This window comes from Streptomyces hirsutus, assembly GCF_001418415.1.
Taxonomy (GTDB): Bacteria; Actinomycetota; Actinomycetes; order Streptomycetales; family Streptomycetaceae; genus Streptomyces; species Streptomyces hirsutus.
The window spans coordinates 1-24,584 of record NZ_LIQT01000289.1; the positions used below are offsets into that span (position 1 = coordinate 1).

General features: G+C 72.1%; 26 protein-coding genes. 13 read left to right on the plus strand and 13 right to left on the minus strand.

The annotated features are described in order from the left end of the window. Nucleotides 1-64: 64 nt before the first annotated feature. On the minus strand, nucleotides 65-544 hold the full coding sequence (locus AOK11_RS21455) for a hypothetical protein (RefSeq protein ID WP_055595353.1): 480 nt from the start codon (nucleotides 542-544) through the stop codon (nucleotides 65-67). Nucleotides 545-843: 299 nt separating this feature from the next. On the opposite strand from AOK11_RS21455, the gene fabG reads away from it, so the two are divergent. Continuing rightward, a complete protein-coding gene (gene fabG / locus AOK11_RS21460; RefSeq protein WP_055595354.1) occupies nucleotides 844-1,608 on the plus strand; it encodes a 3-oxoacyl-ACP reductase FabG in 765 nt (254 codons plus the stop codon). A gap of 123 nt (nucleotides 1,609-1,731) precedes the next feature. Further along, on the plus strand, nucleotides 1,732-2,490 hold the full coding sequence (locus AOK11_RS21465) for an SDR family oxidoreductase (protein WP_055595355.1): 759 nt from the start codon (nucleotides 1,732-1,734) through the stop codon (nucleotides 2,488-2,490). A 184-nt stretch (nucleotides 2,491-2,674) separates the two neighbouring features. On the opposite strand, the gene AOK11_RS45195 is transcribed toward AOK11_RS21465, so the two are convergent. Further along, entirely contained in the window at nucleotides 2,675-2,929 is a 255-nt protein-coding gene (locus AOK11_RS45195; RefSeq protein ID WP_240497435.1) for a hypothetical protein, read from the minus strand. Here AOK11_RS45195 and AOK11_RS21470 point away from each other — a divergent pair. From AOK11_RS21470 to AOK11_RS21480, 3 genes are all read left to right on the plus strand, one after another. Then, complete coding sequence (locus tag AOK11_RS21470; protein ID WP_240497434.1) at nucleotides 2,817-4,373, plus strand: ABC transporter substrate-binding protein; 1,557 nt, start codon at nucleotides 2,817-2,819, stop codon at nucleotides 4,371-4,373. The two genes, AOK11_RS45195 and AOK11_RS21470, sit on opposite strands and share 113 nt — an antisense overlap. Before the next feature lie 79 nt (nucleotides 4,374-4,452). Further along, a complete protein-coding gene (locus AOK11_RS21475; protein WP_055595357.1) occupies nucleotides 4,453-5,136 on the plus strand; it encodes a uracil-DNA glycosylase in 684 nt (227 codons plus the stop codon). Between the two features lie 135 nt (nucleotides 5,137-5,271). Beyond that, on the plus strand, nucleotides 5,272-5,802 hold the full coding sequence (locus AOK11_RS21480) for a hypothetical protein (RefSeq protein ID WP_055595358.1): 531 nt from the start codon (nucleotides 5,272-5,274) through the stop codon (nucleotides 5,800-5,802). 22 nt (nucleotides 5,803-5,824) lie between these two features. On the opposite strand, the gene AOK11_RS21485 is transcribed toward AOK11_RS21480, so the two are convergent. From AOK11_RS21485 to AOK11_RS21495, 3 genes are all read right to left on the minus strand, one after another. Then, complete coding sequence (locus AOK11_RS21485) at nucleotides 5,825-6,316, minus strand: hypothetical protein (RefSeq protein WP_338058936.1); 492 nt, start codon at nucleotides 6,314-6,316, stop codon at nucleotides 5,825-5,827. Between the two features lie 191 nt (nucleotides 6,317-6,507). Then, nucleotides 6,508-7,017 carry a DinB family protein gene (locus AOK11_RS21490; protein WP_055595360.1) on the minus strand — a complete coding sequence of 170 codons (510 nt, stop codon included), beginning with the start codon at nucleotides 7,015-7,017 and terminating at the stop codon, nucleotides 6,508-6,510. Nucleotides 7,018-7,060: 43 nt separating this feature from the next. Further along, nucleotides 7,061-7,678 carry a TetR/AcrR family transcriptional regulator gene (locus AOK11_RS21495; RefSeq protein WP_055595361.1) on the minus strand — a complete coding sequence of 206 codons (618 nt, stop codon included), beginning with the start codon at nucleotides 7,676-7,678 and terminating at the stop codon, nucleotides 7,061-7,063. A gap of 113 nt (nucleotides 7,679-7,791) precedes the next feature. On the opposite strand from AOK11_RS21495, the gene AOK11_RS21500 reads away from it, so the two are divergent. Continuing rightward, a complete protein-coding gene (locus tag AOK11_RS21500; RefSeq protein ID WP_055595362.1) occupies nucleotides 7,792-9,024 on the plus strand; it encodes an FAD-dependent monooxygenase in 1,233 nt (410 codons plus the stop codon). A gap of 120 nt (nucleotides 9,025-9,144) precedes the next feature. Further along, entirely contained in the window at nucleotides 9,145-10,053 is a 909-nt protein-coding gene (locus AOK11_RS21505; RefSeq protein WP_055595363.1) for a Gfo/Idh/MocA family protein, read from the plus strand. Here AOK11_RS21505 and lnt read toward each other — a convergent pair. Both lnt and AOK11_RS21515 read right to left on the minus strand, forming a co-directional pair. Further along, entirely contained in the window at nucleotides 9,974-11,551 is a 1,578-nt protein-coding gene (lnt, locus tag AOK11_RS21510) for an apolipoprotein N-acyltransferase (RefSeq protein ID WP_055595364.1), read from the minus strand. The genes AOK11_RS21505 and lnt overlap by 80 nt on opposite strands. A 79-nt stretch (nucleotides 11,552-11,630) precedes the next feature. Continuing rightward, nucleotides 11,631-12,119: a nuclear transport factor 2 family protein gene (locus AOK11_RS21515; RefSeq protein WP_055595365.1), complete on the minus strand. Its 489-nt coding sequence runs from the start codon at nucleotides 12,117-12,119 to the stop codon at nucleotides 11,631-11,633. 167 nt (nucleotides 12,120-12,286) lie between these two features. On the opposite strand from AOK11_RS21515, the gene AOK11_RS21520 reads away from it, so the two are divergent. After that, nucleotides 12,287-13,027 (plus strand): SDR family NAD(P)-dependent oxidoreductase, encoded by a 741-nt coding sequence (locus AOK11_RS21520; protein ID WP_055595366.1) that lies wholly within the window; start codon nucleotides 12,287-12,289, stop codon nucleotides 13,025-13,027. Nucleotides 13,028-13,076: 49 nt separating this feature from the next. Here the strand turns inward: AOK11_RS21520 and AOK11_RS21525 are convergent, their stop codons facing one another. The 3 genes from AOK11_RS21525 to AOK11_RS21535 all read right to left on the minus strand — a co-directional run bounded on the left by AOK11_RS21525 (nucleotide 13,077) and on the right by AOK11_RS21535 (nucleotide 15,239). Then, on the minus strand, nucleotides 13,077-13,256 hold the full coding sequence (locus AOK11_RS21525; RefSeq protein ID WP_055595367.1) for a hypothetical protein: 180 nt from the start codon (nucleotides 13,254-13,256) through the stop codon (nucleotides 13,077-13,079). Nucleotides 13,257-13,402: 146 nt separating this feature from the next. Next, a complete protein-coding gene (locus AOK11_RS21530; RefSeq protein WP_055595368.1) occupies nucleotides 13,403-14,278 on the minus strand; it encodes an undecaprenyl-diphosphate phosphatase in 876 nt (291 codons plus the stop codon). A 163-nt stretch (nucleotides 14,279-14,441) separates the two neighbouring features. Further along, complete coding sequence (locus AOK11_RS21535; RefSeq protein WP_055595369.1) at nucleotides 14,442-15,239, minus strand: TVP38/TMEM64 family protein; 798 nt, start codon at nucleotides 15,237-15,239, stop codon at nucleotides 14,442-14,444. A gap of 485 nt (nucleotides 15,240-15,724) precedes the next feature. On the opposite strand from AOK11_RS21535, the gene tuf reads away from it, so the two are divergent. Together tuf and AOK11_RS21545 are read left to right on the plus strand one after the other, a co-directional pair. Then, a complete protein-coding gene (tuf, locus tag AOK11_RS21540) occupies nucleotides 15,725-16,894 on the plus strand; it encodes an elongation factor Tu (protein ID WP_055595370.1) in 1,170 nt (389 codons plus the stop codon). A 297-nt stretch (nucleotides 16,895-17,191) separates the two neighbouring features. Next, nucleotides 17,192-18,037 (plus strand): spermidine synthase, encoded by an 846-nt coding sequence (locus tag AOK11_RS21545; RefSeq protein WP_055595371.1) that lies wholly within the window; start codon nucleotides 17,192-17,194, stop codon nucleotides 18,035-18,037. On the opposite strand, the gene AOK11_RS21550 is transcribed toward AOK11_RS21545, so the two are convergent. Both AOK11_RS21550 and AOK11_RS21555 read right to left on the minus strand, forming a co-directional pair. After that, a complete protein-coding gene (locus AOK11_RS21550; RefSeq protein WP_055595372.1) occupies nucleotides 17,999-19,303 on the minus strand; it encodes an MFS transporter in 1,305 nt (434 codons plus the stop codon). The two genes, AOK11_RS21545 and AOK11_RS21550, sit on opposite strands and share 39 nt — an antisense overlap. 130 nt (nucleotides 19,304-19,433) lie before the next feature. After that, a complete protein-coding gene (locus tag AOK11_RS21555) occupies nucleotides 19,434-20,471 on the minus strand; it encodes a DUF8017 domain-containing protein (protein ID WP_055595373.1) in 1,038 nt (345 codons plus the stop codon). Between the two features lie 283 nt (nucleotides 20,472-20,754). Between AOK11_RS21555 and AOK11_RS21560 the strand changes: the two genes are divergently transcribed. Then, entirely contained in the window at nucleotides 20,755-21,192 is a 438-nt protein-coding gene (locus AOK11_RS21560) for a DUF4442 domain-containing protein (protein ID WP_055595374.1), read from the plus strand. 122 nt (nucleotides 21,193-21,314) lie between these two features. Here the strand turns inward: AOK11_RS21560 and AOK11_RS21565 are convergent, their stop codons facing one another. Then, nucleotides 21,315-21,779: a cyclic nucleotide-binding domain-containing protein gene (locus AOK11_RS21565; protein WP_055595375.1), complete on the minus strand. Its 465-nt coding sequence runs from the start codon at nucleotides 21,777-21,779 to the stop codon at nucleotides 21,315-21,317. A gap of 349 nt (nucleotides 21,780-22,128) precedes the next feature. Here AOK11_RS21565 and AOK11_RS21570 point away from each other — a divergent pair, with 349 nt between their 5' ends. Further along, the gene (locus tag AOK11_RS21570) at nucleotides 22,129-23,073 is read left to right on the plus strand and encodes a universal stress protein (protein WP_055595376.1); all 945 of its coding nucleotides are present in this window, start codon (nucleotides 22,129-22,131) and stop codon (nucleotides 23,071-23,073) included. A 257-nt stretch (nucleotides 23,074-23,330) separates the two neighbouring features. Next, the coding region (locus AOK11_RS21575) for a phosphoketolase family protein (protein ID WP_167353820.1) at nucleotides 23,331-24,584 on the plus strand (1,254 nt) is incomplete at its 3' end.

Sequence of the window (24,584 nt, forward strand, 5' to 3'; positions counted from 1 at the left end):
CGGCCGCTCACAGGGGCTCGGGAGCGGGGCGGCGTACGGGGAGGCACGGATGTCGGCTCGCGCGTCAGCTGCGACGACGCTTCACCAGGTAACCGGTCGTGGCGAGGGCGCCGGCCGCGAAGGCCAGGCCGACTCCCGTGTCCCAGGCGCCCGGTCCGGTGGCCGACGAGCCGCCCAGCCCGCCCTCCACACCGCGCGTCGGCGCGATCGTGGCGGGGGCGGCCACCGCGGTGACCATCGGCGACGCGAGGGGAGTCGCGGGTGGGGCGGGTGCGGTGGTGGTGGCCGTCGGACGGGGAGCGCTGGTGGAGGAGGTGAGGGAGCCGTCACGGCGGGGAAGTGCCTCGCAGGCGACGTTGTCCTCGGGGCCCTGGTCCTCGTCGAGTCGGTTGGGATCACTCCGGTCCAGGTTGAACAGGGCCTGCGCTTCCTCCTGGTAGGTGAAGTCCGCGCAGTCCAGGTCCTGGGCGTGAGCGGTGTGGGCCATCGGCAGTGTCGCGGCGAGCGCGACGAGTATGCCTAGGGCACCGGTGCGTCGGCGCATGACGCGCCTCCTTTCCGGCCACGAATGGCTCGCGCCTCGACGCTAGGTGCGCCCCCGTGCCGGGGCGCGCAGCCGTGGGCCGATCGGGTGATAGGCGCGGGACCCTGGCAGGCGACGGAACCGGGCGGACACGGTCTGTCCGGGGCCTGGCGGGCAGGGGGATGGATCACACAGCAGGGTGGACCGTTGACACCGGGTGCCAGGGCTTCTAGCGTCACGTCTACTGAAGGTACTAAGCGGTCGCTCACCCATCTGGGCGGGTCGCAGGAGCCGCATCCCAAGGTCGAGGAGAAGCAGCGATGTCCACCACTGAGCAGCAGCGGGTCGCCGTCGTCACCGGTGCCGCGCGCGGTATCGGCGCCGCCACCGCCGTACGACTGGCCGCCGAGGGACACGCGGTCGCCGTGATCGACCTCGACGAGGGAGCCTGCAAGGACACCGTCGAGAAGATCACCACTGCCGGCGGCAGGGCGCTGGCGGTCGGCTGCGACGTCTCGGACGAGGCGCAGGTAGAGGCCGCCGTCGCCAGGATCGCCGAGGAGCTCGGCGCGCCGACCATCCTGGTCAACAACGCGGGCGTGCTGCGCGACAACCTGCTCTTCAAGATGAGCGCCTCGGACTGGGACACGGTGATGAACGTGCACCTGCGCGGTGCCTTCCTGATGTCGAAGGCCTGCCAGAAGCACATGGTGGACGCCGGTTTCGGCCGCATCGTCAACCTGTCCTCCTCCTCCGCGCTCGGCAACCGGGGCCAGGTCAACTACTCCGCCGCCAAAGCGGGCCTGCAGGGCTTCACCAAGACCCTCGCCAAGGAACTCGGCAAGTTCGGCGTGACCGCCAACTCCGTCGCCCCCGGCTTCATCGCCACCGAGATGACCAAGGCCACCGCCGACCGCGTGGGCATGGGTTTCGAGGACTTCAAGGCCGCCGCCGCCACCCAGATCCCGGTGGCCCGGGTCGGCGAGCCGGAGGACATCGCCAACGCCATCGCCTTCTTCACCGGTGAGGCCGCCGGATTCGTCTCCGGCCAGGTGCTGTACGTGGCGGGCGGGCCGCTCGACTGAGGAACACCGTGATCCGGGACCGCTCGAGCTCGCGGACGACCGCGCTGCGCGGCCCGGGACGGCCAGGGGGCCGCTCGTGGGCGGGCCCCTGGGACGACAAGGCACGACTAGGGGACAGGGAACATGACTTCAGTGGAACTCTCGGGCAAGGTCGCCCTGGTCACCGGGGCCAGCCGCGGCATCGGGCTCGGCGTCGCCGAGGCGCTGGTGGCGCGCGGTGACCGCGTCTGCATCACCGGCCGCAACGAGGACACCCTCAAGGAGGCCGTCGAGAAGCTCGGCGCCGACCGCGTCATCGGCGTCGCCGGCAAGGCGCACGACGAGGAGCATCAGGCCGTCGCCGTCGAGCGCACGATGGAGGCCTTCGGCCGGGTCGACTTCCTCGTCAACAACGCCGGCACCAACCCGGTGTTCGGGCCGATCGCCGACCTCGACCTGAACGTGGCGCGCAAGGTGTTCGAGACCAACGTGATCTCGGCGCTCGGCTTCGCCCAGCGGACCTGGCACGCCTGGCAGAAGGACAACGGCGGTGCGATCGTGAACATCGCCTCCCTCGCGGGCGTCGCACCCTCGCCCTTCATCGCCGCGTACGGCGTGAGCAAGGCGGCGCTGATCAACCTGACCGGGCAGCTGGCGCACGAGTTCGCGCCGTTGGTACGGGTCAACGCGATCGCCCCGGCGGTGGTGAAGACCAAGTTCGCCCAGGCGCTGTACGAGGGCCGGGAGGAGGAGGTCGTCGCGTCCTACCCGCTGGGCCGGCTCGGTGTGCCGTCCGACATCGGCGGGGCCGCCGCGTTCCTCACCTCGGACCAGTCGGACTGGGTCACCGGCCAGACCCTGGTGGTCGACGGCGGCATCCTCCTGAACGCGGGTGTGAGCTGAGCCCGGCATGCCGTGTGCCGGCGCGGTGCGTCGGCACACGGGGAGCCCGCGTGCACTGAGCCGTTGTGGTGCGGGCCCCAAGGATTCCGGTACGGGCGTCCGTTGACGAAACGGCGCCCGTACCGGTGTTTTCGAAGACGGGTGGACCGATGACAACGTAGTCAACGCAGAGTGACAACATGATCTACAACGAGTTGATCTCAACAAGTGCGCGAAGGAGGGTGCGGGAACGGAATACCGAGGTATCGTCTGCCGACTCTTGGGACGGCAGATCGAGGAGCGTGCGCGTGTTCAAGCGGAACCGATGCCTGCGAGGGGTGGCGGCCATCGCGTCCATCGCGTCGATATCGTCCTTGGCCACCGGCTGCGGTGTGCTGACGTCCGACACTTCGGACGACGGGAAGCCGATCGTCGTGGGGACCACCAGCTCGCCGAGCACCCTCGACCCCGCCGCCTCCTGGGACAGCTCCTGGGAGCTGTTCCGCAACATCTACCAGACGCTGCTGAGTTACCCGGTCGGCGCGAGCACGCCCCAGCCGGACGCCGCCGAGAACTGCGAGTTCTCCGACGAATCCCACCAGGTGTTCCGCTGCGAACTGCGTGAGGGGCTGAAGTTCTCCGACGGCAGCACGCTCGACGCCAAGGCGGTCAAGCACTCCGTCGACCGTATCCGCAAGATCAACGTCAACGGCGGTCCGGCCGGTCTGCTGGGCAGCCTCGAACGGGTGCAGGCGCCGAGCGGCCGAGAAGTGGTCTTCCACCTCAACAAACCCGACGCGACGTTCCCGTTCGTGCTCGCCACGCCGGCTCTGTCGATCGTCTCCCCGAAGGCCTACCCGGCCGACGCCCTGCGCGAGGACTCCGGCATCGTCGGCTCCGGGCCCTACGACCTCCAGTCGTACGACGAGGGCAAGGAGGCCCGGCTCGTCCGCAACGAGCAGTACAAGGGCTACGCCGAGCGGCAGAACAGTGCCGTGACGATCCGCTACTTCCAGGACTCCGCCGAGATGGTCAAGTCGCTGCGGGAGAAGCAGGTCGACCTCACCTACCGAGGTCTCGCCGCGGACGACGTCATCGAATTCCAGGGCAGGGCCTCCAAGGAGGAGGAGATCAAGCTGGTGGAGGGCACCAGCACCAGCATCAACTACCTGGTGTTCAACCCGAAGGACCCCTGGGCGGGCAAGAAGCCGGTGCGTCAGGCCATCGCCCAGGTCATCGACCGGAGCGCGATCGCGCACAAGGTCTACCGGGACACCGTCGATCCGCTGTACTCGATGGTCCCCAAGGGGCTGACCGGCCACACCACCGGCTTCTTCGACGACTACGGCGACCCCAGCGTCGACAAGGCCCGGCGGATCCTCACCGAGGCGGGCATCACCGAGCCGGTGCCGCTCACCCTCTGGTACACCACGGACCGCTACGGCTCCGAGACCAAGCTGGAGTTCCAGGAGCTGGAGCACCAGCTGGAAGCTTCCGGGCTGTTCGAGATCACCCTCGAGAGCCGCCCCTGGAATACGTACGTCGAGGGTTACCAGAAGGGCGAGTACCCGGTGTTCGGGCGCGGCTGGTCCCCCGACTTCCCGGACGCCGACAACTTCATCGCCCCGTTCATCGGCAAGCAGAACGCGCTCGGCACGCCCTACGAGGCGCGCGAGATCAGCAACGTCCTGCTGCCCCGGTCCCGCCGGGAGAGCGACCGCGGCAACGTCGTGAAGGACTTCGAGGACGCCCAGCGGATCCTCGTGGACGACGCGCGGCTGCTGCCGCTGTGGCAGGGCCGGCAGTACGTCGCGTCGAGCCGGGACATCTCGGGTGCGGAGCGGGCGCTGGACCCGTCGACGATCATGATGATGTGGCTGCTCTCCCGCAAGACCAGCTGGTAGACGGTCCAGGGAGCGGATTGTCAGTGGTCGCCTGTAGGTTCTGAGACCTGGAAGCGACCGCAATCGTGAGGACGTTGACGTGACCGACATCGCCATGCTGCCCGAGTCCTGGCGCGGGGTTCTGGGCGACGAGCTGCAGCAGCCCTATTTCAAGGAGCTGACCGAGTTCGTCGAGGAAGAGCGGGCGAAGGGCCCCGTCCACCCGCCCCGCGAGGAGGTCTTCGCCGCGCTCGACGCGACGCCGTACGACAAGGTGAAGGTCCTGATCCTCGGTCAGGACCCCTACCACGGCGAGGGCCAGGGGCACGGGCTGTGCTTCTCGGTGCGTCCCGGCGTGCGGATCCCGCCGTCGCTGCGGAACATCTACAAGGAGATGCACGCGGATCTGGGCACGCCCGCCCCGGACAACGGCTATCTGATGCCGTGGGCCGAACAGGGCGTGCTGCTGCTCAACGCGGTGCTCACGGTGCGCGGCGGCGAGGCCAACTCGCACAAGGGGCGTGGCTGGGAGCGGTTCACCGACGCGGTCATCCGCGCCGTGGCCGACCGGCCCGACCCGGCGGTGTTCGTCCTGTGGGGCAACTACGCGCAGAAGAAGCTGCCGCTGATCGACGAGGGCCGCCATGTGGTGGTCAAGGGGGCGCACCCGTCGCCGCTGTCGGCGAAGAAGTTCTTCGGCTCCCGTCCGTTCACGCAGATCAACGAGGCGGTGGCGGCGCAGGGCCACGAGCCGATCGACTGGACCATTCCGAACCTGGGCTGATGCCCGCCGGCCCGGGGCGCGCCCCGGGCCCGGTGGCGGGGGCGGTCCGGTGCGTCGCGGAGCGGTTCGTCCCGGATCGTCCCCGCCTGCCGTAGCGTCGGCAGCGACGATCCGGCGAGCGGTACGGAGGGCGTGGTGGCGGACGGACAGGAGCAGGTGGCGCCGGATTCCGTACTGACGCGGATCGGGCAGGTCGTGATGCTGCACCACGCGGGGGACCGGGAGGAGGCGAGGCACCGTCTCCTCGGGCTGTGGGCGGAGATCGGCGTCCACGGCGACGCCCTGCAGCGCTGCACGCTCGCCCACTACCTGGCCGACACCCAGGACGACCCGGAGGACGAACTCGCCTGGGACCTGAGGGCGTTGGCGGCGGCGAACGAGGCCGAGGGTGAAGCCGCCGGTGACCGCTCCGCCGGGTACGAGGGCATGCCCGCGGTGCGTGCCCTCTATCCCTCCCTGCACCTCAACCTCGCCGCCGACTACGTCCGGCTCGCCCGCCCCGACGCCGCCCGCACTCACCTCCACCGGGCCCGCGGCGCCGCCCGCGTCCTCGCCGCCGACACCTACGGCGACAGGGTCCGGGCCGCCATCCGGCGCATGGAGATCCGACTGGAGGAGGAGAGCGGGCCGACCGGGGGGTGGGGGCCGCCGAGGCAGCGTCCGTAGGGCAGGACAGGCACTGCGATGGTCAACGCCCGTAGGTCTTCTCGCAGATGGCCGCCTCCGGGCTGTCCGCAGGCCAGCGGCCGTACTCCCTGCCCAGGTCGCAGACCTCCGCCCGTCCGCGCAGGTCGCGGCGGACCGCATCCGCGGCCTTGGAAACCTCCGCGGCGGGTGTCCGGGGTGAGGCGGCCCTGCCGTCGGCCGGGCCGCCGGGGGCCGGCCATGGGTTCCGGTCGTCCAGCGGCGCGGTTTTCTTCGGTGAGGGTGCCGTGGGAGTGGCACGGTGGGAGGGGGACGCGGGTGACTTCGTGGGACGCGACGGAGTGATCATCTCCAGGGCCTCGCGCGCAGGCGCCTGGATCACCTGCCGCGTCCGGGCGTCCGGGTGCGGCTCCGACAACCGGGCCGCGCCCACGGGCGGGCCGGGTGCGGGGGGACGCTGAACCGTCACGCAGCCCGCGAGAGCGGAGACCGCCATGGTCACCAGCAGTGCTGCTCTGGTCGTCTTTCGATGCACCCGCGTCACTCTGCTCCCTCCGGCCGCTCGCAGGCCGGAGGACGGGCGGAGGATGCCCCGCAAGGGTGATCTCCGACCCCGTACGGGGGTCATGGGAGTGCCGAGGGTGACGCGCGGTCGGGCCCCGGTCGAGGAACGGAGGGGCGGGTGCACCGCGATCAGGGGCGCACCCGGCCGGTCCGGTGCCTCCGTCAGTCGCCGGTGGCGCCGTCGAGCCGCTCGCGGAGCAGGTCGGCGTGGCCGTTGTGGCGCGCGTACTCCTCGATCATGTGGGTGTGGATCCAGCGCAGGGTGATCCGTTCGCCGAACCGGTGCCGCCCCTTGGCCAGGTCGTCCAGGCCGAAGCCGGCCGCGTTGCGCCGGGCGATCTCGATCTCGGCCTGCCAGGTGGTGTACACCTCCTGCCAGGTCTCCGTCCCGGTGAGGTGGAACTCGCCGTCCGGGTCGGCCTCGCTGTAATGGAGCGGGTCGGCTTCCTCGCCCGCGAGCACCCTGCGGTACCAGCCGCGCTCGACGTCCGCCATGTGCCGTGCCAGCCCCATCAGGGACAGCTCGGACGGCGGCACCGAAGCGGTGCGCAGTTGTTCGTCGGTCAGGTCCTCGCACTTCCGGGCGAGGGTCTGGCGGTGGTAATCGAGCCAGCCCTCCAGCATGGGGCGGTCGGCGGCGTCCATGGCGGGTTCGTGGCGTCGGGTCGTCATGCCCGCATCCTTTCCGGTCGTGGAAGTCCGCGGCCAGAGCTTTTCAGCCGTCAGGCGCTCGTCGGGTGGCGAGTATTCCGTCCAGCAGCTCTCCCAGACTCGCCCGCACCTCCTCCAGGGTGGGCACGCGCGCGCTGAACGAGCCGGCCACACAGGAGAACATCAGCCCGTCCGCCCAGGCGATCAGCGACAGCGAGTGCCGGTCCGGGTCCGTGGAGCCGAGCCCGGTGACCAGGCCGGTGAGCAGCTCGCGGAACTGGGCGCCGGCCGCGTCGAAATGGGCCCGTAGCTCGGGTCGGCGGGTGGCCTCCAGGGCCAGTTCGTAGCGGGCGAGGGTCAGTTCGCGGTTCCGGGACAGGGCGCGGTGGGTGGCCAGCGCCATCGCGTCGGTCAGCGGGCCCGCCCCGGCCCGCGGGTCCGGCATCTCGTGCAGTCCGAGGACCCGTGCCTCCCGCTCGGCGAGCCGCCGCACCGCCAGTTCCAGCAGCGCCTGCCGGGTGCGCGCCACGTTCGAGGTGGACCCCTGGGGGAGCCCGGCCGCCTCGTCGACCGCCCGGTGGGTGAGGCCGCGCATCCCGCGCCCGGCGAGCAGGGCGAGGGCGGCGTCGGCGACGAGGTCGGGGCGGGAAGCGCCTGCGGTGCGTGCGGTACGTACGGACATGATGGTCAAACTACCCGCTGTACTACGGCTGTAGTACGGTCGGCCTCAGTGGTCACTACAGATGTAGTGACGGGGTGCACGGGAGCCGGCCGACCGGGAACCGAGGAGGAGCCATGGCGCAGGCACAGGTGAAGCGGGCCGTCGTGATCGGAGGGGGGATCGGCGGCCTGACCGCGGCGGTCGCCCTGCACCTGCGCGGGACGAGGGTGACCGTGCTGGAGCGGTCCGGCTCCCTGGAGCCGGTCGGCTCCGCCATCTCCCTCGCCCCCAACGCGCTGCGCGCACTGGACGTCATCGGGCTCGGCGACGACATCCGCGCCCTGTCCGCCTGGCAGGGCGACGGGGGACTGCGCGCACCGGGCGGGCGCTGGCTCGCCCGGACCGGCGCGGACGCCACGGCCGAACGCTTCGGCGGACCCCTCGTCCTGCTCCACCGCGCCACCCTCATCGACCACTTGGCCGGACGGCTCCCGGCGGGCACCGTCCGCACGGCCGCCGCCGCGCACCTCGTCGATCCGGGAGACCCCGACGACCCGGCCCGGCCCGCCCGAGTGGGCACCGCCGACGGCGAACTCGAGGCCGACCTGGTGGTGGCCGCCGACGGCATCCACTCCGCCGTGCGCCACGCGCTCTTCCCGCACCACCCCGGGCCGGTGTACTCCGGGTTCACCACCTGGCGGACGGTGGTCCCGCTGCCCGGCGTGCGGTTCGCCTCGCACGAGACCTGGGGGCCGGGCCGTCTCTGGGGCACGCACCCGCTCAAGGACGGCCGTGTCTACGCGTACGCCGCCGCCCTGGCCCCCGCCGGGGAACACGCCGTCGACGACGAGCGTGCCGAACTGCTGCGCCGCTACGGGGACTGGCACGACCCGATCCCCGCCGTGCTGGCCGCCGCCCGGCCCGAGGACGTGCTGCGGCACGACGTCCACCACATCACCGAGCCGCTGCCCGCCTACCACCACGGCCGGGTCGCCCTGGTCGGTGACGCCGCGCACGCGATGCCGCCCACTCTCGGCCAGGGTGGAAACCAGGCCGTGGAGGACGCGGTCACCCTCGCCCTCCTCCACGCTCGAATGCGCTCGCGCGGGGGGACCCCCATCGCCGGTGACCTGGCCGCGTACACCGCCGACCGGCTGCCCCGCACGACCGGCATCGCCCGTCGGGCAGTGCAGGCGGCCCGCCTCAACCTGATGACCAACCGTGCCGGGATCGTCGTACGCGACACCGCGATCAGTGTGCTCTCGAGGACCGTCCCGGCACTGCTCCTGCGAAGCTTCGACGAGGTCGCCTCCTGGCGGCCGCCGACGTCGGACGCCGTATCCTTCGGGGCAGAACCACGACAGTGATCACGGCTGTGACGATCATGGTTGCGACGATTAAGACTGTGACGATCACGGCGGTGGCGGAGCCAGTGACCGCGGCCGTGCCCATGCCCGTGACAGGCAACCCCTGGAGGAGAACGCCCCGTGAAGGTCGGCTGCATCGGACTCGGCGACATCGCGCAGAAGGCCTACCTTCCGGTGCTCGCCACCCGGCCCGGTGTGGAACTGCACCTGCAGACCCGCACCCCCGCGACGCTCACCCGCGTCGCCGACGGCCTCCACCTGCCGCCCGGACAGCGGCACGCCGACCTCGACGCCCTGCTCGCCCAGGATCTCGACGCCGCCTTCGTGCACGCCCCGACCCAGGTCCACCCGGAGATCGTGACCCGGCTGCTCGAGGCGGGCGTACCGACGTACGTCGACAAGCCGCTCGCCTACGAACTCGCCGACTCCGCGCGCCTCGTGGCCCTCGCCGAGGAGCGGGGGACGAGCCTCGCCGTCGGCTTCAACCGGCGCTTCGCCCCCGGCTACGCGCAGTGCGCCGACCACCCGCGCGAGCTGATCCTGCTGCAGAAGAACCGGACCGGGCTGCCGGAGGAAGCGCGCACGATGATCCTCGACGACTTCATCCACGTCGTCGACACCCTGCGCTTTTTGGTTCCCGGCCCGGTCGACGACGTGACCGTGCGGGCCCGTACCGAGGACGGGCTGCTGCACCATGTGGTGCTCCAGCTCGCCGGGGACGGCTTCACCGCCCTCGGCGTGATGAACAGGCTCAGCGGCTCGGCCGAGGAGATCCTCGAGGTCTCCGGCCAGGACACCAAGCGGCAGGTGGTCAACCTCGCCGAGGTGATCGACCACACCGGTCGGCCCACCGTGCACCGGCGGGGCGACTGGGTGCCGGTGGCGCGGCAGCGCGGAATCGAGCAGGCGGTGCTCGCCTTCCTCGACGCGGTCGGCGAGGGCAGGACGCTCAGTGCCCGGGACGCGCTGGCGACCCATGAGCTGTGCGAGCGTGTGGTGCGTGAGGTTCAGGAGCGGGCCGCCGCCTGAGCCGCACGGACCGTATGCCCTCGGTGGCCCCCCACGCGGCCAGGACCAGCAGTGCCGCGTGCAGCGGCCAGTCGCCGAAGCGGACGTAGGGCGTGGTGCCGTGGGCGAGCGGGACGTCGTACACCCGCGTGGTGCTCGCGTCCGTGCCGAGCCACGGCCCGATCCGCCCGCCGTCCGGGCCCTGGACGGCGGACACACCGGTCAGCGTCGCGTGCACCATCGACCGCCCGGTCTCGGCGGCGCGCAGCGCGGCGAGCGAGGCATGCTGCTCGGGCGCCCAGCTCTGCTGGAACGTCGACGTCGACGACTGGGCGATCAGCACATCGGCACCGTCCTCGGCCAGATTCCGGCTCATGTCCGGGAACGCGGACTCGAAGCACACCATCGGACCGATCCGCAGCCCGCCGCCCGCGTCCATCACCACCTGCTCGGTACCGCGCCTGCGGTCCTCGGCCGCCGCCTTACCCACGGACGTCGCCCAGCCCAGCAGGGAGCGGGCCGGGACGTACTCCCCGAACGGAACCAGGCGCATCTTGTCGTACCGGTCCCCGGTGAGGCCGTCGGGACCGACGAGCATCGAACTCTTGTAGATGCCGGGCCGGTCCGAGCGCCGTGCGTCCACGTTGACCAGGATCTCCGCGCCCGTCGTGCGGGACAGCGCGGCGAGCCGCCGCGCCAGGTCGGGCCGGGCACCGAGGTCGAATCCGACGCTGCTCTCGCCCCAGACGACCAGGTCGACGCCCTGGCCCGCGAGCCGGCGGGTGAGCCGCTCCTCGAGGTCGAAGCGCCGGTTCGCGCTGTCCGGCCCGGAGACGACGCCCGGCTGGACGACCGCGATCCTCGTCCGGCCGTCGGCCTGCGCGACCGGCGCTGCCACCCAGACGACGGACGTGGCCACGCCCGCGGCGACCAGACCGGCCACGGCCGGCATCCTCGCCTGCCGCACCACGAACAGCACGGCCACGGCGACGTTCAGCAGCACCACCAGGAAGCTGAGCAGCCATACCCCGCCGACCGACGCCAGCCGCAGCGCCACCGTCACCTGCCACTGACTCGCACCGAGCACGCCCCACGGGCCGCCCAGCGCCTCCCAGGAACGGACCAGCTCGGCGGCCAGCCAGGCCGACGGCAGCACGACCAGCGCGGCCGCGATCCGTCCCCGCGACGGTACCCCGCCCAGCAGCCGTCGCACCAGCCATCCCCAGGGCGCCCACAGTGCGCCGAGCAGGGCCGCGAGGACGAACGTGAACACATGCAGGTTCGGCAGCAGCCAGTGGTGCATCGCGAGCATGAAGCCGAACCCGCCCCACCAGCCGTCGAACGCGGCACGCCGACCGGTGGGCGCAGTGCGCACCAGCGCGATCCACGGCACCAGCGCGACGTAGGCGAACCACCACAGGGACGGCGCCGGGAAGGCCAGTACGGGCAGGGCGCCCGCGACCGCGGCGACAGCCGAGCGCCGCCACGGGGAGACGAGCCAGTGGCCGAGCGTCTTCAACGGTGTCTCCCTACCCCTCCCGCCCCGTGCGTGCCTCCAGTGTGCGCCCCGGACAAGATCCGGAACAGGGCGCGTCGGCTCAGTGGACCACGGGTGCCGCGGGCCGGGCGGGGAGGCGCCGCCACTTCTCGCGCACGATCACCTCGTTCAACCGCCAGCCCTCGTCCGTGCGCAGCATCCCGAACGCGTACCGCCCCCCGCACACGAAATCCGGCGTGGCCGGCCCGTCCCCGCCGCCGGCAGCCGCGCCCATCGGGTTCACGTAGTCCGCCTGCACCCGGGCCGTGTCACCGGTGTCCTGCTCCCAGACCCCCAAGCGCACCAGCCGGTTCACGATCAGATGCTGCCGCATCGGAAACGCCCGCAGGCTCTCCGCGAGCCAGGCCGCCACCTTCCCGGCATCGCCCTCGATGCCGCCGGCCGAGCGGTAGTCGGCCCGCCCGTCCGACGTGAACAGTCCTCGGTACGTCTCCCAGTCCCCGTCGTCGACCGCCACCGCGTACTCGGTGACGACCTCGTCCACGGCCAGCCTGTCCCGCACGGTCGCAAGCTCCACACGCTGCGTCATCGGCTCAGTGTTGGCCATCGCAGGCCCGGAACCAAGAGCCCTGCGCGGTTATTCACCCGGTGTGAAGGTCTGCTTCCCCCCGCCCGGCAGTGGGCAGACGCCCGGCCGGGCGTGTGTCAGGCTGTGGATCTTCGGTTGTCGGGGCGGGCTGGTGTTCGGAGGTCGGTGTGAAGAGGCTTGTCACGGTGGTGACCGGTGGTGGCCGGGGGATCGGGGCCGCCGTCTGCCTGCGGCTCGCGGGGGAGGGGCATGACGTGATGGTGGGGTACGTGCGGGACGCTTCGGCGGCGGAGCGGGTGGCGGAGGGGGTGCGTGCGGCCGGGGCACGGGCCGTCACCGTGCGGGGGGACACGTCCGACGAGGCGGATGTGGAGCGTCTGTTCGATGTGGCGGAGCGGGAACTGGGGCCGGTGACGGGCCTGGTGAACAACGCGGCGGTGACCGGGCCGCTGGGGCGGTTCACCGATGTCGACACCGCGACCCTGCACCGGGTCGTCGACGTCAACCTCATGGGGACACTGCTGTGCTCGCGCCGCGCCGCACAGCTCATGACGCCCCGGGGCGAGGGGGCGATCGTGAACATCTCGTCGGGGGCCGCCACGCTCGGCAGTCCCGGCGAGTACGTCCACTACGCGGCCACCAAAGCCGCCGTCGACACCCTCACGGTGGGACTCGCCAAGGAACTCGGCCCGGTCGGCATCCGTGTCAACGCGGTCGCGCCGGGCGTGATCGACACGGAGATGCACGCCGCCATGGGCGCCCCCGACCGGGCCCGCCAGGCCGGCGCCGCGGTGCCGCTGCGCCGGCCTGGGCAGCCGGAGGAGATCGCCGCGGCCGTCGCCTGGCTGATGTCACCGGACGCCTCGTACACGACGGGGGCGGTGCTGCGGGTGGCGGGCGGGCGCTGAGCGAGCGCCTGTCCCGAGGCGTGGACGGAACCCGTGCGGCGGCGGGGGCTCAGGCCGCCTTGACGACCTGGTCGCGGATCGCCGCCGCCCACTCGACCACCAGGAGTTCGTACTCCGCGCGCTCCTGGGCCGACAGGGAACCGCCCGCGCGCAGCCACAGTGCTCGGATGTGCTCGTTGACCTCTGCGGCCGACCGCACGGAACCAGGGGTCACGCAATCGGGGGACATACCGAACAGCCTAGGGCCACGCACTGACAGTGCGCTACCGGACGGCTACCCGTCGCCTATGGGTTCGGTCACGTCCCCGCGGACGGCCGGGCACGGACGCCGAGTCACGCACGTCAGGTCCTGGACGTCGGGCCCTGGACGTCGGGTCAGCTCGCCGACTCCGCCGCGTGCGGGCTGAGGACGCCCATGGTCACCAGGACGAGGATGACGACGCCGAGCGCGATGCGGTACCAGACGAACGGCATGAAGCTCTTGGTCGTGATGAACTTCATGAACCACGCGATCACCGCGTAGCCGACCACGAAGGCCACGACCGTCGCGAAGATGGTCGGACCCCAGGTGACGTGGCCGCCCTCGGTGGCGTCCTTCAGCTCGAAGAGGCCGGAGGCGAGGACGGCGGGAATCGCGAGCAGGAAGGAATAGCGGGCTGCTGCCTCGCGCCGGTACCCCATGAACAGGCCGCCGCTGATGGTCGCGCCGGAGCGGGAGACACCCGGGATGAGCGCCAGGGCCTGGCAGAACCCGTAGATCAGGCCGTCCTTGACGGTCAGGTTGTCGAGCGACTTGAGCTGCTTCGGCGAGCGGTGCCGGCCGCCCTGCTCGTCCCGCGCCGCCAGCCGGTCGGCGACACCGAGGACGATGCCCATGCCGATCAGCATCGCCGCGGTGAGCCGCAGGTCGCGGAACGGCCCCTCGATCTGGTCCTTCAGCGTCAGGCCGAGGATTCCGATCGGGAGCGAGCCGACGATGACGAGCCAGCCCATCCGGGCGTCGGGGTCCCGGCGCAGCTCCTTGTTGGTGAGCGAGCGCGTCCAGGCCGACAGGATCCGCGCGATGTCCTTGCGGAAGTAGATCAGCACGGCGGCTTCCGTGCCGATCTGGGTGATCGCGGTGAAGGCCGCGCCCGGGTCCTCCCAGCCGGAGAAGGCCGCGGTCAGTCGCAGATGCGCGCTGGAGGAGACGGGAAGGAACTCGGTCAGCCCTTGGACGAGTCCGAGGATGAGAGATTCAAACCAAGACATGAGGCAGCGGTGTCCAAGTGCCGATCGCGGGAGGGGACGACGTGGGCACGCCGAAACGCCCTGTGCGGTGATCGATGATCAGGCGTGCCGAGTCGGAAGGGTAGCGCCCCAAGATGAACGCCGGATGCCAGGGGCCGGGCCGGTCGTCGGCCCGGCCCCGGCCTCACCGCGCCCGCAACTGGTGCCGCTTGCGCCAGGCCACCACCGCGCCCACCACACCCGGCACGGTGATGCAGGCCAGCGCGATCAGGAAGGCCGGGGACGTCGGCGTGGAGGCGCGGGCACCGGCGACGACGTAGGCGGCGGTGTTCGGGATCGAGCCGAGCCCCGTCGCCAACAGGAACGGCAGCAGACCCATCCGGGAGACGGCGGCGCAGTAGTTCGACGCGGCGAACGGCACCCCCGGGAACAGCCGCGCCGCCAGCATCGAGCGGAATCCGTGCCGACTCAGCTGGTGGTCCGCCGCCTTCAGCCAGCGCCCTCGCAGCAGCGGACGCAGCGCGTCCTGGCCGAGCGCCCGCCCGAGGCAGAACGCGAGCCCGGCACCGAGCACCGTGCCGCCCAGAGCGGCGCCGAGTCCCAACTGACTGCCGAACAACGCGCCCGAGGCGAGATTCAGGATCGGGCGTGGGACGAACGCCACCGTGCACACCCCGTAGGCCACCGCGTACGCAACGACCGCCGCGGCACCGCCGAGTTGCGACGGCAGGCCGTCGGTCAGCAGTTTCTGCGGCTCCAGGAGCAGCATGGCCGAGGCCGCGGAGACGAGCAGCACGACCAGCAGGGACAGGCGCGACCAGGGGGACAGCAGGACTCTGGCGCAGCGGGCGGCGAAACCCGTGGTGAGTGCCGTCGCGGGTGTCGCCGCGGGGACGACGAGGACGGCGGTGGTGAGCTGTGCGGCGGAGGCCCGGGGAGAGGCCGTAGCGGTGCCCCCAGAGCGGTTGGTGGCATCGAGCATTCGGTGACACTAACCGACGAATGTGACCGGCCGCCGTAGTGTGCGTCTCAGACGTGCCACAGCGGCCGGAACCCCCAGGGCGCGACACGCCGTGTGTGAGGGCCCGACCGGGTACCGCGGAAAACCACCCGACCGGGTACCGCGGAAAACCATTCGACGCCGGGCGCCGCACCCGCCAGGATCGACGACATGTTCCGGTCCGCAGCCTTCCTCCTCGCAGCATCCGCCACCGCGGATGCCCCGAAGGCTGCCGTCCGTGTCCTCGCAGTTCTCGCAGCCGCAGCCGCTGTTGTTGCTGTCGCTTCCGCAACCGCAACCGCAGTCGCTGTCGACGGCGCCCGAAGCTGACCCTCCCCGGATCGTCCGGCGGACCCCCCAGGGGGAGGGTCGGCGGGTTTCCCGGGGTCCCCGTCCCGGCCGCGCGCCCATCCGGCCGCGCCGGGGCCGAGCACGCGTCCTCACCGAGAGAACTTCGAGGTACCGCCATGTCCAAGATGGCGTACGTCCGCACCAAACCGCATCTGAACATCGGCACGATGGGTCATGTCGACCACGGCAAGACCACCCTGACCGCCGCCATCACCAAGGTCCTCGCCGAGCGCGGATCCGCCGGCTTCGTGCCGTTCGACCGCATCGACCGGGCGCCCGAGGAGGCGGCGCGCGGCATCACCATCAACATCGCGCACGTCGAGTACGAGACCGACACCCGGCACTACGCGCACGTCGACATGCCCGGCCACGCCGACTACGTCAAGAACATGGTCACCGGCGCCGCGCAGCTCGACGGGGCGATCCTCGTGGTCTCCGCGCTCGACGGGATCATGCCGCAGACCGCCGAACACGTGCTGCTCGCCCGGCAGGTGGGCGTCGACCACATCGTCGTCGCCCTCAACAAGGCCGATGCGGGCGACGAGGAGCTGACCGACCTGGTCGAGCTGGAGATCCGCGAGCTGCTCTCCGCGCACGGCTACGGCGGCGACTCCGCGCCCGTCGTACGGGTCTCCGGGCTGAAGGCGCTGGAGGGCGACCCGCGCTGGAAGGCGTCGATCGATGCGCTGCTCGACGCGGTGGACACCTATGTGCCCCTGCCCGAGCGGTACGTGGACGCGCCGTTCCTGCTGCCGGTGGAGAACGTGCTCACCATCACCGGCCGGGGCACTGTGGTCACCGGCGCGGTGGAGCGCGGCACGGTCCGTTCCGGCGACCGCGTCGAGGTGCCCGGTGCCGGGGTGGAGTCGGTGGTGACCGGCCTGGAGACCTTCGGCAAGCCGATGCAGGAGGCGCAGGCCGGGGACAACGTGGCGCTCCTGCTGCGCGGGGTGCCGCGGGACGCGGTGCGACGCGGACACGTGGTGGCCGCGCCGGGCAGCGTGGTGCCGAGCCGGAGTTTCACGGCGCGGGTGTACGTGCTGTCGGCCCGCGAGGGCGGCCGTACGACTCCGGTGACGACCGGCTACCGGCCGCAGTTCTACCTCCGCACCGCGGACGTCGTCGGTGACGTCGACCTCGGGGAGGCGGCGGTCGCGCGGCCCGGCGACACGGTCACGATGACCGTGGAGCTGGGGCGCGCGATGCCGCTCGAGCCGGGGCTCGGCTTCGCGATCCGTGAGGGCGGACGGACCGTCGGGGCCGGCACGGTGACGGCGGTCGGCTGAGCGCACGCGGGTGCCCCCCCGGAAATAGGGCGGGCACCCGCGGGCGCAGCCGGACAGTCGCACGACGACGGCACAATGGGACGTTGAACCCTCCCCCGGCTGAAGCAGGGGGATTCCTGGCTCGAGCCGCTCGTTCGCTCAGCGAGCGAACGAGTCTGACGCTCTCGGCACCAGCCGGGACGGAACCTGCCCGGTTGCCCCTCAGGAAAAGGAGTTGCGCGTGCTCGGCTCTCGCAACGCACGACAATCAGCCTATCCGGCCATAGGGGCAATTCTGTGCTTTTGGGGAGATTTCCGGTGAACGAGTCCCTCCCTGTGACCCGCGCCGTCGGTCACGGCACCGCGAAGCTGATGCCCGACGTCGACCGGGAGCGGGCATGGCTGCTGACGGTCGACGGGGCACCGCAGTCGTACGTCGACCTGGACGAGCCGGCCCATCTGGAGTTCGAGTACATCCGGCGGCTCGGGCACGTGCTGGACACCCTCGCCGAGCCGGGGCACCCGCTGGACGTGCTGCACCTCGGCGGCGGCGCGCTCACCCTGCCCCGCTACCTGGCCGCGACCCGCCCCGGCTCCCGGCAGGACGTCGTCGAGTTCGACCGGGAACTGCTGGACCTGGTCGCCGAGCAGCTGCCGCTGCCGAAGGGGGCGGACGTCACGCTGCACGCGGCGGACGCCCGCGCCTGGCTGGAGGCCGCCCCCGACGCCTCTGCGGACGTCCTGGTCGCCGACGTCTTCGGCGGCTCACGCGTCCCGGCTCACCTGACCTCCGTCGCCTACGCCCGTGAGGCCGCCCGGGTCCTGCGGGCCGACGGCGTCTACCTCGGCAACCTCGCCGACGCGGCCCCCTTCGCCTTCCTGCGCTCCCAACTGGCCACCCTGGGTACGGTGTTCGAGGAGCTGGTGCTGATCGCCGAGCCGGGAGTGCTGCGCGGGCGCCGTTTCGGCAACGCCGTCCTCGCCGCCGCGCACCGTCCCCTCGACATCGCGGCCCTGGCCCGGCGCACCGCCGCCGACGCTTTTCCCGCCCGCGTCGAGCACGGTGCGGCCCTGCGGGACTTCACCGCCGGGGCGCGGCCGGTGCGGGACGCGGACGCCGTACCGTCACCCGAGCCCCCCGACGGGACGTTCGGCATCGGCTGAGCCCTTGTCACCTGCGTCCGGGGCCGCCCCGGTGACGGGCACCGTCCGACGTTGCAGATTGCGTACGTCCGGCACGCACAGCACCGCCGCCGTGACCACGACGACCAGCGCGGCGCAGCCCCACAGGGCCTCCGTGCGCCCGAACGCGGTCTCCGCGGGGCCCGCCAGTGCCATCGTGGCCGGCACCAGGGCGAGGGACCCGAACCAGTCGTAGGCCGACACCCGGGACAGCTTCTCCTCCGGGATCTCCTGGTGAAGCGCCGTCATCCAGGAGACTCCGAACACCTCCACGGTCAGCCCGGTCACGCACATCACCGCGCACAGGACCGCCACCGGTACCGGCACGGCGAGCGCGGCGGACGGCAGGGCCAGCGGAAACACGCACAGGGTGCCGACGAACAGCAGACGGCGCGGTTTCCAGCGGGTCATCAGCAGTGCGCCCAGCACCGTGCCCGCGCCGAAGAAGGCGAGGGCCAGACCCCAGGGCGCCGCACCGCCCAGATGGTCCCGGGCGACGAGCGGACCGTAGACCGCGTCGGCCGCGCCGACCACGGCGTTGGCGATGGAGAACTGGATGACGATGCCCCACAGCCAGGGCCGGCCGGAGAACTCCCGCCAGCCGTCGCGGAGGTCGGAGAGCAGACCGCCGCCCGGGGCGCGCGGCGGTATGTGCTTCACGTCGAGGAAGGCCCGCAGCGCCGCCGCGACCGCGAAGGCCGCCGCGTCCGCCGCGAGGACCCAGCCCGGCCCCATCGCTGCGATCATGAGGCCGCCGAGGGCGGCGCCGCCGAGTGTCGAGCCCTGCATCGCCATCCGGAACACCGCGAACGCCCGGCCGGCCTGCTCGCCCTCGACCGAGGAGAGCAGCATGCCCTCGGCGGCCGGCCCGAAGAACGCCTGGCCGACGCCGCCGAGCGCGCTGAGCAGCATCATCTGCCACAGCTGGGCCTCGCCTGCCAGGACCAGCGCCGCGAACGCGGCCTGCGAGACACAGTTGAGGACATTGGCCGCGACCATCACATGGTGACGCGGCAGCCGGTCCGCGACGGCGCCGCCGATCAGCAGGAACAGCACCAGCGGCAGGGTGCGGGCGGCGGCCACCAGGCCCACGTCGCCGCCGTCACCGCCCGCGCCCAGCACCGCGAACGCGGAGGCGATCAGCGCGCCGTGACTGCCGAGGCTCGTCACCACGGCGGACGCGGTCAGCAGGGTGTAGTTGCGGCCCGCCCAGGCGGGACGACGTGAGGAGGAGATGGTGGTCGGCACCTCGTGACTATCGCCGGGGCGGGGCCGACTTGCCAAATGTGCCGCCCCATGCCCCGAGGGCTCCTCCGGCCGCTTCCCTCCGCCCAGGGGGTGGAAGCGGCCGGAGGAGCCCCCGGCTCGCTTCTGCCTGCTACGACTCGGTCGGTGCTTCCTCGGTGAGGCGTACCGTGCTGAGGATCTTCTGCACGGTCTCCTCCGGGATCTCGTCCTTGACGCCCTTGGCGCCGTACAGGTTCCAGGTGACGAAGTCCCCGGCACCGTTCTTGAACCCGAAGGTGATCGCCTTGCCCTCGCTGTCGCACTTGCCGTTCTGGGGCGTGTTCTCCGAGTACGACGTGGCGACGCTGCCCTTGATGCCCGAGGCGGTCGTGTACGCCTTCGGCTTCCTGGTCTTCACGCTCTTCTTGTCGGGCTGCGTGTAGCCGCCGTAGATCCACCACGGCACACGGGTCTCCGCGGCCTGGTCCGTGGTCTTGGCGCCGTTCTCACCCCGGGTGCCGACGGTGACGAGGGCGGTGTCGTCCTCGCGGCCGTCCTTGTCGTCGTCGCTCGTGCACCACTTGGACTTCAGGTAGGCGGGGGCGGTGACGGTGGTGCGGTCCAGCTCACCGTCCTTCTCCTCCCATTCGAAGCCCACGCTGGTGCCGGGATTCTCGATCTCCCAGTCGGCGGGGACGTCGAACTTGGTGCCGAAGCGCGTGTTCGTGACGACCTGCCAGCCCGGAACCGTCGCCTTCTCGGCGTCACCGCCCCGCGGATTGTCGCCGGAGCCGGAGCCGGAGCCGGAGCCGGAGCCGGAGGCGCTCGGCTCGGTGGAGGGCTTCTCGGACGCGCTCACGGACGGCTTCGCGTCCTTCTTGTCGGCGGTGTCGTCCTTGTCACCGCCCAGCACCAGGAAGCCGGTGACACCGGCGGTCACGACCACGGCCGCCGCGGCCACGACGGCCACGATCTTCGTCTGTTTCCCGCCGCCCCCGCCCTGCGGCGGCTGGGGTATGCCCACAGTGTCCGGCGTCCCCCACTGCTGCGGCTGCTGCTGCGTGTACGGGTTCGGCTGCTGGACGCCGGGCTGCTGGTACGGATTCGGCTGCTGGTACCCCGGCTGCTGGTACGGATTGTTCGACTGCGGGTTCTGCTCGCCCCCGGGCGGCTGGTTTCCTGGCCACATGGTGAGTCACCCTAGCCCGGCCAGTGACACGATTCGGTCACTGCCCGTTGACAGGGACGTAGCAACCCGGAGCCGGAAGCGGTCCGGAGACAACCCGGAACGACCGCGCCGCGTCGGGCCCCCGGACGGCCGCGCCTCCCGCGCCGCTCTGTGCCGGTCCGGTTTCGGCCGCACGGTACGGGGAGCGGCGCGAGGGCGCGGCGGCACATGGGCGGTCGCCTGCTTCGATCCCTGGCCAGAGGCGTCTACTCGTGAGTAACATGCGGTCATGAGCCACGATCGGATGACCATCGGCGAGATGCTCGCCGCCACGGTGCCCATGGCCCGGACCCTCAACCTCGAGTTCCTGGAGACCACCGCGGAACGGGCTGTGGTGTCCCTGCCGGACCAGGGCGACTATCACAACCACGTGGGCGGCCCGCACGCCGGCGCGATGTTCACCCTGGGGGAGTCGGCGAGCGGCGCCGTCGTGCTCGCCGCGTTCGGGGAGCAGCTCGCACGGGCCGTGCCGCTCGCGGTCCGCGCCGAGATCGCCTACCGGAAACTGGCGATGGGCCCCGTCACCGCCACCGCGACCCTGGGCCGTCCGGCCGCCGAGGTCGTGGCCGAGCTGGACGAGGGCCGGCGTCCCGAGTTCCCGGTGTCGATCGAGATCCGGCGCGAGGACGGCACCGTGACCGGCGAGATGACGGTCGTCTGGACCCTGCGACCGGGCGGCTGACACCTGCCCGCGGTGGCCCGCCGCACCGGGACCCGGCTCCCAGGTCCCGGCTCCCCGGCTCCAGGTCCCGGCTCCCGGGCTCCGGGGCCCGGCTCCCAGGTCCCTGGCTCCCGGGTGTCCCTTCAGACGCCGTTGCCCGCCCCGTAGGGCCCGTACAGGTCCAGCAGCCGGACCCGGGCGGAGTGCAGCCTGTGGGCGACCACACGGCCCACCCACTGGGCGACGTCCCGTCCGAGGACCGGCTCGTCCTCGCACAGAGCGCGGACCGCGGCGGCGTCGAACTCGTAGGCCCGTACCGGGGTCGCCGCCTCGGCGCCCAGATGCCAGACGTGCGGGCTGTACAGCCAGGACCAGCCGACGAGTTCGTTGTGCCCGAGACGCTCGATGACGGCGGCCCGGCGGCCGGGGACGTGCATGTCGAGTTCGACGGTGCCGGTACGGAGGACCCAGAACCGGTCCGCGTGTCCCCCCTCCTCGAACAGCCGAATCCCTTGCGGGAAGGACACCTCCCGGGCGGTCTCCAGGAGCTTCGCCCGATGTTCGGCGAGCAGGGCGTGCGGCATGCTGGGGGACGGGGGAGCGAACATTGCGGGCCTCCCTCACGGGACGGGTGGACTGCCGACACGGTGTGCCGGGTGGTCCGATGCGGTTCCAGCCTCCTGCGGAACCCCGGCCGGGGCCATGGGCCGTACGGCCCTGATCGAGGGCCTTCGTCCCCCTTCCCGGTGGCGCCGGTGCGCTCGGGCCGGGGCGGGCCCGTCGGCACCCGGACTCGACTCCGTACCCCGGGCGGGATCTTCGGCCCGGTGAGGACCTGTGGCCCATGTCGGCCGGCCGCCCGGACCGCCGATACTGAAGGGGTTCGCCGCGACAGCGGTTCCGACAGCGGATCCCGCCATGGCTTTGACGGCGGTTCCGACAGCAGGAGGTACACGCATGCCCCGCACCATCATCATCGGCCTCGACGATTCCGCCGAGAGCCGGGCCGCGGCCGAGTGGGCGGCCCGCGAGGCGAAGCTGCGCGGCCTGCCGCTCCGGCTGATAGAGGTCCGGGAGCCCCTCCCGGAGCCGGTCGCCCGGGCACCGTTCCTCGGCGCGGAGACCGGTCGGCAGCGGAACGGGGGCGGCGCGGCGGAGGCGTCTTCGGCCGACGGCCGGGGGACGACGACGGATGAGGCCGCGGCCGGGCTGCGGCTGCGCCACCCCGGGGTCGAGGTCACCGCGGAACAGGTCACCGGCCGGCCCCACGAGGTATTGGCCAAGGCCGCGGAGGACGCCGAACTGCTCGTGCTGGGCTCCCGCGGACTGAGCGGCTTCGCCGGATTCCTGGTCGGCTCCGTCGGCCTCGCCGTCGTGGCCCGTGCCGAGCGGCCCGTCGTCCTGGTCCGCGCCGGGGAACAGGCCGCCGACGAACACGAGCCGGACCCCACGGGCATCCCGTCCGCCGCCACCCGCTACCGGCCGGTCCTGCTCGGCGTGGACGTCGACCGGCCCGACGACGCGGTGATCCGCTTCGCGTTCGCCGAGGCCGCCCGGCGGGGCACCGCACTGCGCGTCCTGCACGGCTGGAACCTGCCGCCCTACTACGTCCACGGACTGCCGGCCGACCCGGAGGTGTACCGGGCGGTCGCCGACCAGCAGGCCGCGACGCTCGCGAAGACGCTCAGTCCCTGGCGGGCGGAGTTCGAGGACGTCGACGTCGTGGAGGAGTCCTTCGGCGGCAGCCCGTCCATCCGTCTCATCGAGGCGTCACGGGAGGCCTCGCTCGTCGTGGTCGGGCGGCGCGTCCGCCGCAACCCGTTCGGCATCCGCATCGGACCGATCGCCCACGCCGTGCTGCACCACTCCGCGGCCCCGGTCGCGGTCGTCGCACACGACTGATCCGGTCATCCGCAGGAGGAGCACGGGACGGGGGAGAGGACGGGGCGCCCCGTGCTCCGATTGCGCCATCTGCCGTCGTCCGGCCCCACGGGGGAATGGGGCGGGCGGAAACTGGTACCCCCGTCCCTGACACCGTCCCCGATCCCGTGCGAGTTCCCCTCTTTGCCGCCCCCTGCTTCCCACCGCCACTCGTCCCGCACGCCGGATCGCCTCGATCACCCGGATCACCCCCCCGTCGATCACCCACGGAGCCAGCCATGCCCGAGGACCAGGACACCCGGACCGCACTGACCGACGAGGAGCTGCGCACGCTGGACGCCCACTGGCGGGCCGCCAACTACCTGGCGGCGGGGCAGATCTACCTGCTGGCGAACCCGCTGCTCACCGAGCCCCTCAAGCCCGAGCACATCAAGCCGAGGCTGCTCGGGCACTGGGGCACCTCACCCGGGCTGAACCTGGTGTACACCCACCTGAACCGGGTGATCGGCGCACGCGGGCTGGACGCGCTCTGCGTCTGGGGGCCCGGCCACGGCGGTCCCTCCGTGCTGGCCAACTCCTGGCTGGAGGGCAGCTACGGCGAGAAGTACCCGGACGTCGGCCGGGACGCCCCGGGCATGGCACGGCTGTTCCGGCAGTTCTCCTTCCCCGGAGGCGTCCCCAGCCACGTCGCCCCGGAGGTCCCGGGCTCGATCCACGAGGGCGGCGAACTGGGCTACTCCCTCGCCCACGCCTACGGCGCCGCCCTCGACAACCCCGGCCTGCTGGTGGCCTGCGTGATCGGCGACGGTGAGGCCGAGACCGGGCCGCTGGCCGCGTCCTGGCACTCCAACAAGTTCCTCGACCCGGTGAACGACGGTGCCGTCCTGCCGATCCTGCACCTCAACGGCTACAAGATCGCCAACCCGACCGTCCTGTCCCGTCTCCCCGAGGCCGAGCTCGACTCGCTGCTGCGCGGCTACGGGCACGAGCCGATCCACGTGACGGGCGACGACCCCGCCACCGTCCACCGGGCGATGGCCCGTGCCATGGACACCGCCCTGGACCGCATCGCGGCGGCGCAGCGCGCCGCCCGCGAGGACGGCGCGACCGAACGGGTGTCCTGGCCGGTGATCGTGCTGCGCACCCCGAAGGGCTGGACCGGCCCGGCCGAGGTGGACGGCGTACCCGTGGAGAACACCTGGCGCTCCCACCAGGTGCCGCTGCCGGGCGTCCGGGAGAATCCGGAGCACCTGCACCAGTTGGAGGCCTGGCTGCGGTCGTACCGGCCCGAGGAGCTCTTCGACGCCGAGGGCCGGCCCGTCGCGGACGTCCTTGCCTGTGTGCCCGAAGGCGCCCGCAGGCTCGGTGCCACCCCGTATGCCAACGGCGGGCTGCTCGTCCGCGAACTGCCGATGCCGGACCTCGACGGCTTCGCCGTCCCCGTCGACAAGCCCGGCGCCACCCTCCACGAACCCACCCGCGTCCTCGGCGACCTCCTGAAGCAGATCATGGAGGACACCGCCGGCCGGCGG

Bases quoted from the DNA above. Each gene is read 5' to 3' on its own strand.
- AOK11_RS21455 (WP_055595353.1), bottom strand. From the start codon at position 544: ATGCGCCGACGCACCGGTGCCCTAGGCATACTCGTCGCGCTCGCCGCG.
- fabG (WP_055595354.1), top strand. From the start codon at position 844: ATGTCCACCACTGAGCAGCAGCGGGTCGCCGTCGTCACCGGTGCCGCG.
- AOK11_RS21465 (WP_055595355.1), top strand. From the start codon at position 1,732: ATGACTTCAGTGGAACTCTCGGGCAAGGTCGCCCTGGTCACCGGGGCC.
- AOK11_RS21490 (WP_055595360.1), bottom strand. From the start codon at position 7,017: ATGACGACCCGACGCCACGAACCCGCCATGGACGCCGCCGACCGCCCC.
- AOK11_RS21495 (WP_055595361.1), bottom strand. From the start codon at position 7,678: ATGTCCGTACGTACCGCACGCACCGCAGGCGCTTCCCGCCCCGACCTC.
- AOK11_RS21500 (WP_055595362.1), top strand. From the start codon at position 7,792: ATGGCGCAGGCACAGGTGAAGCGGGCCGTCGTGATCGGAGGGGGGATC.
- AOK11_RS21515 (WP_055595365.1), bottom strand. From the start codon at position 12,119: ATGACGCAGCGTGTGGAGCTTGCGACCGTGCGGGACAGGCTGGCCGTG.
- AOK11_RS21525 (WP_055595367.1), bottom strand. From the start codon at position 13,256: ATGTCCCCCGATTGCGTGACCCCTGGTTCCGTGCGGTCGGCCGCAGAG.
- AOK11_RS21530 (WP_055595368.1), bottom strand. From the start codon at position 14,278: ATGTCTTGGTTTGAATCTCTCATCCTCGGACTCGTCCAAGGGCTGACC.
- AOK11_RS21535 (WP_055595369.1), bottom strand. From the start codon at position 15,239: ATGCTCGATGCCACCAACCGCTCTGGGGGCACCGCTACGGCCTCTCCC.
- tuf (WP_055595370.1), top strand. From the start codon at position 15,725: ATGTCCAAGATGGCGTACGTCCGCACCAAACCGCATCTGAACATCGGC.
- AOK11_RS21555 (WP_055595373.1), bottom strand. From the start codon at position 20,471: ATGTGGCCAGGAAACCAGCCGCCCGGGGGCGAGCAGAACCCGCAGTCG.
- AOK11_RS21560 (WP_055595374.1), top strand. From the start codon at position 20,755: ATGACCATCGGCGAGATGCTCGCCGCCACGGTGCCCATGGCCCGGACC.
- AOK11_RS21565 (WP_055595375.1), bottom strand. From the start codon at position 21,779: ATGTTCGCTCCCCCGTCCCCCAGCATGCCGCACGCCCTGCTCGCCGAA.
- AOK11_RS21570 (WP_055595376.1), top strand. From the start codon at position 22,129: ATGCCCCGCACCATCATCATCGGCCTCGACGATTCCGCCGAGAGCCGG.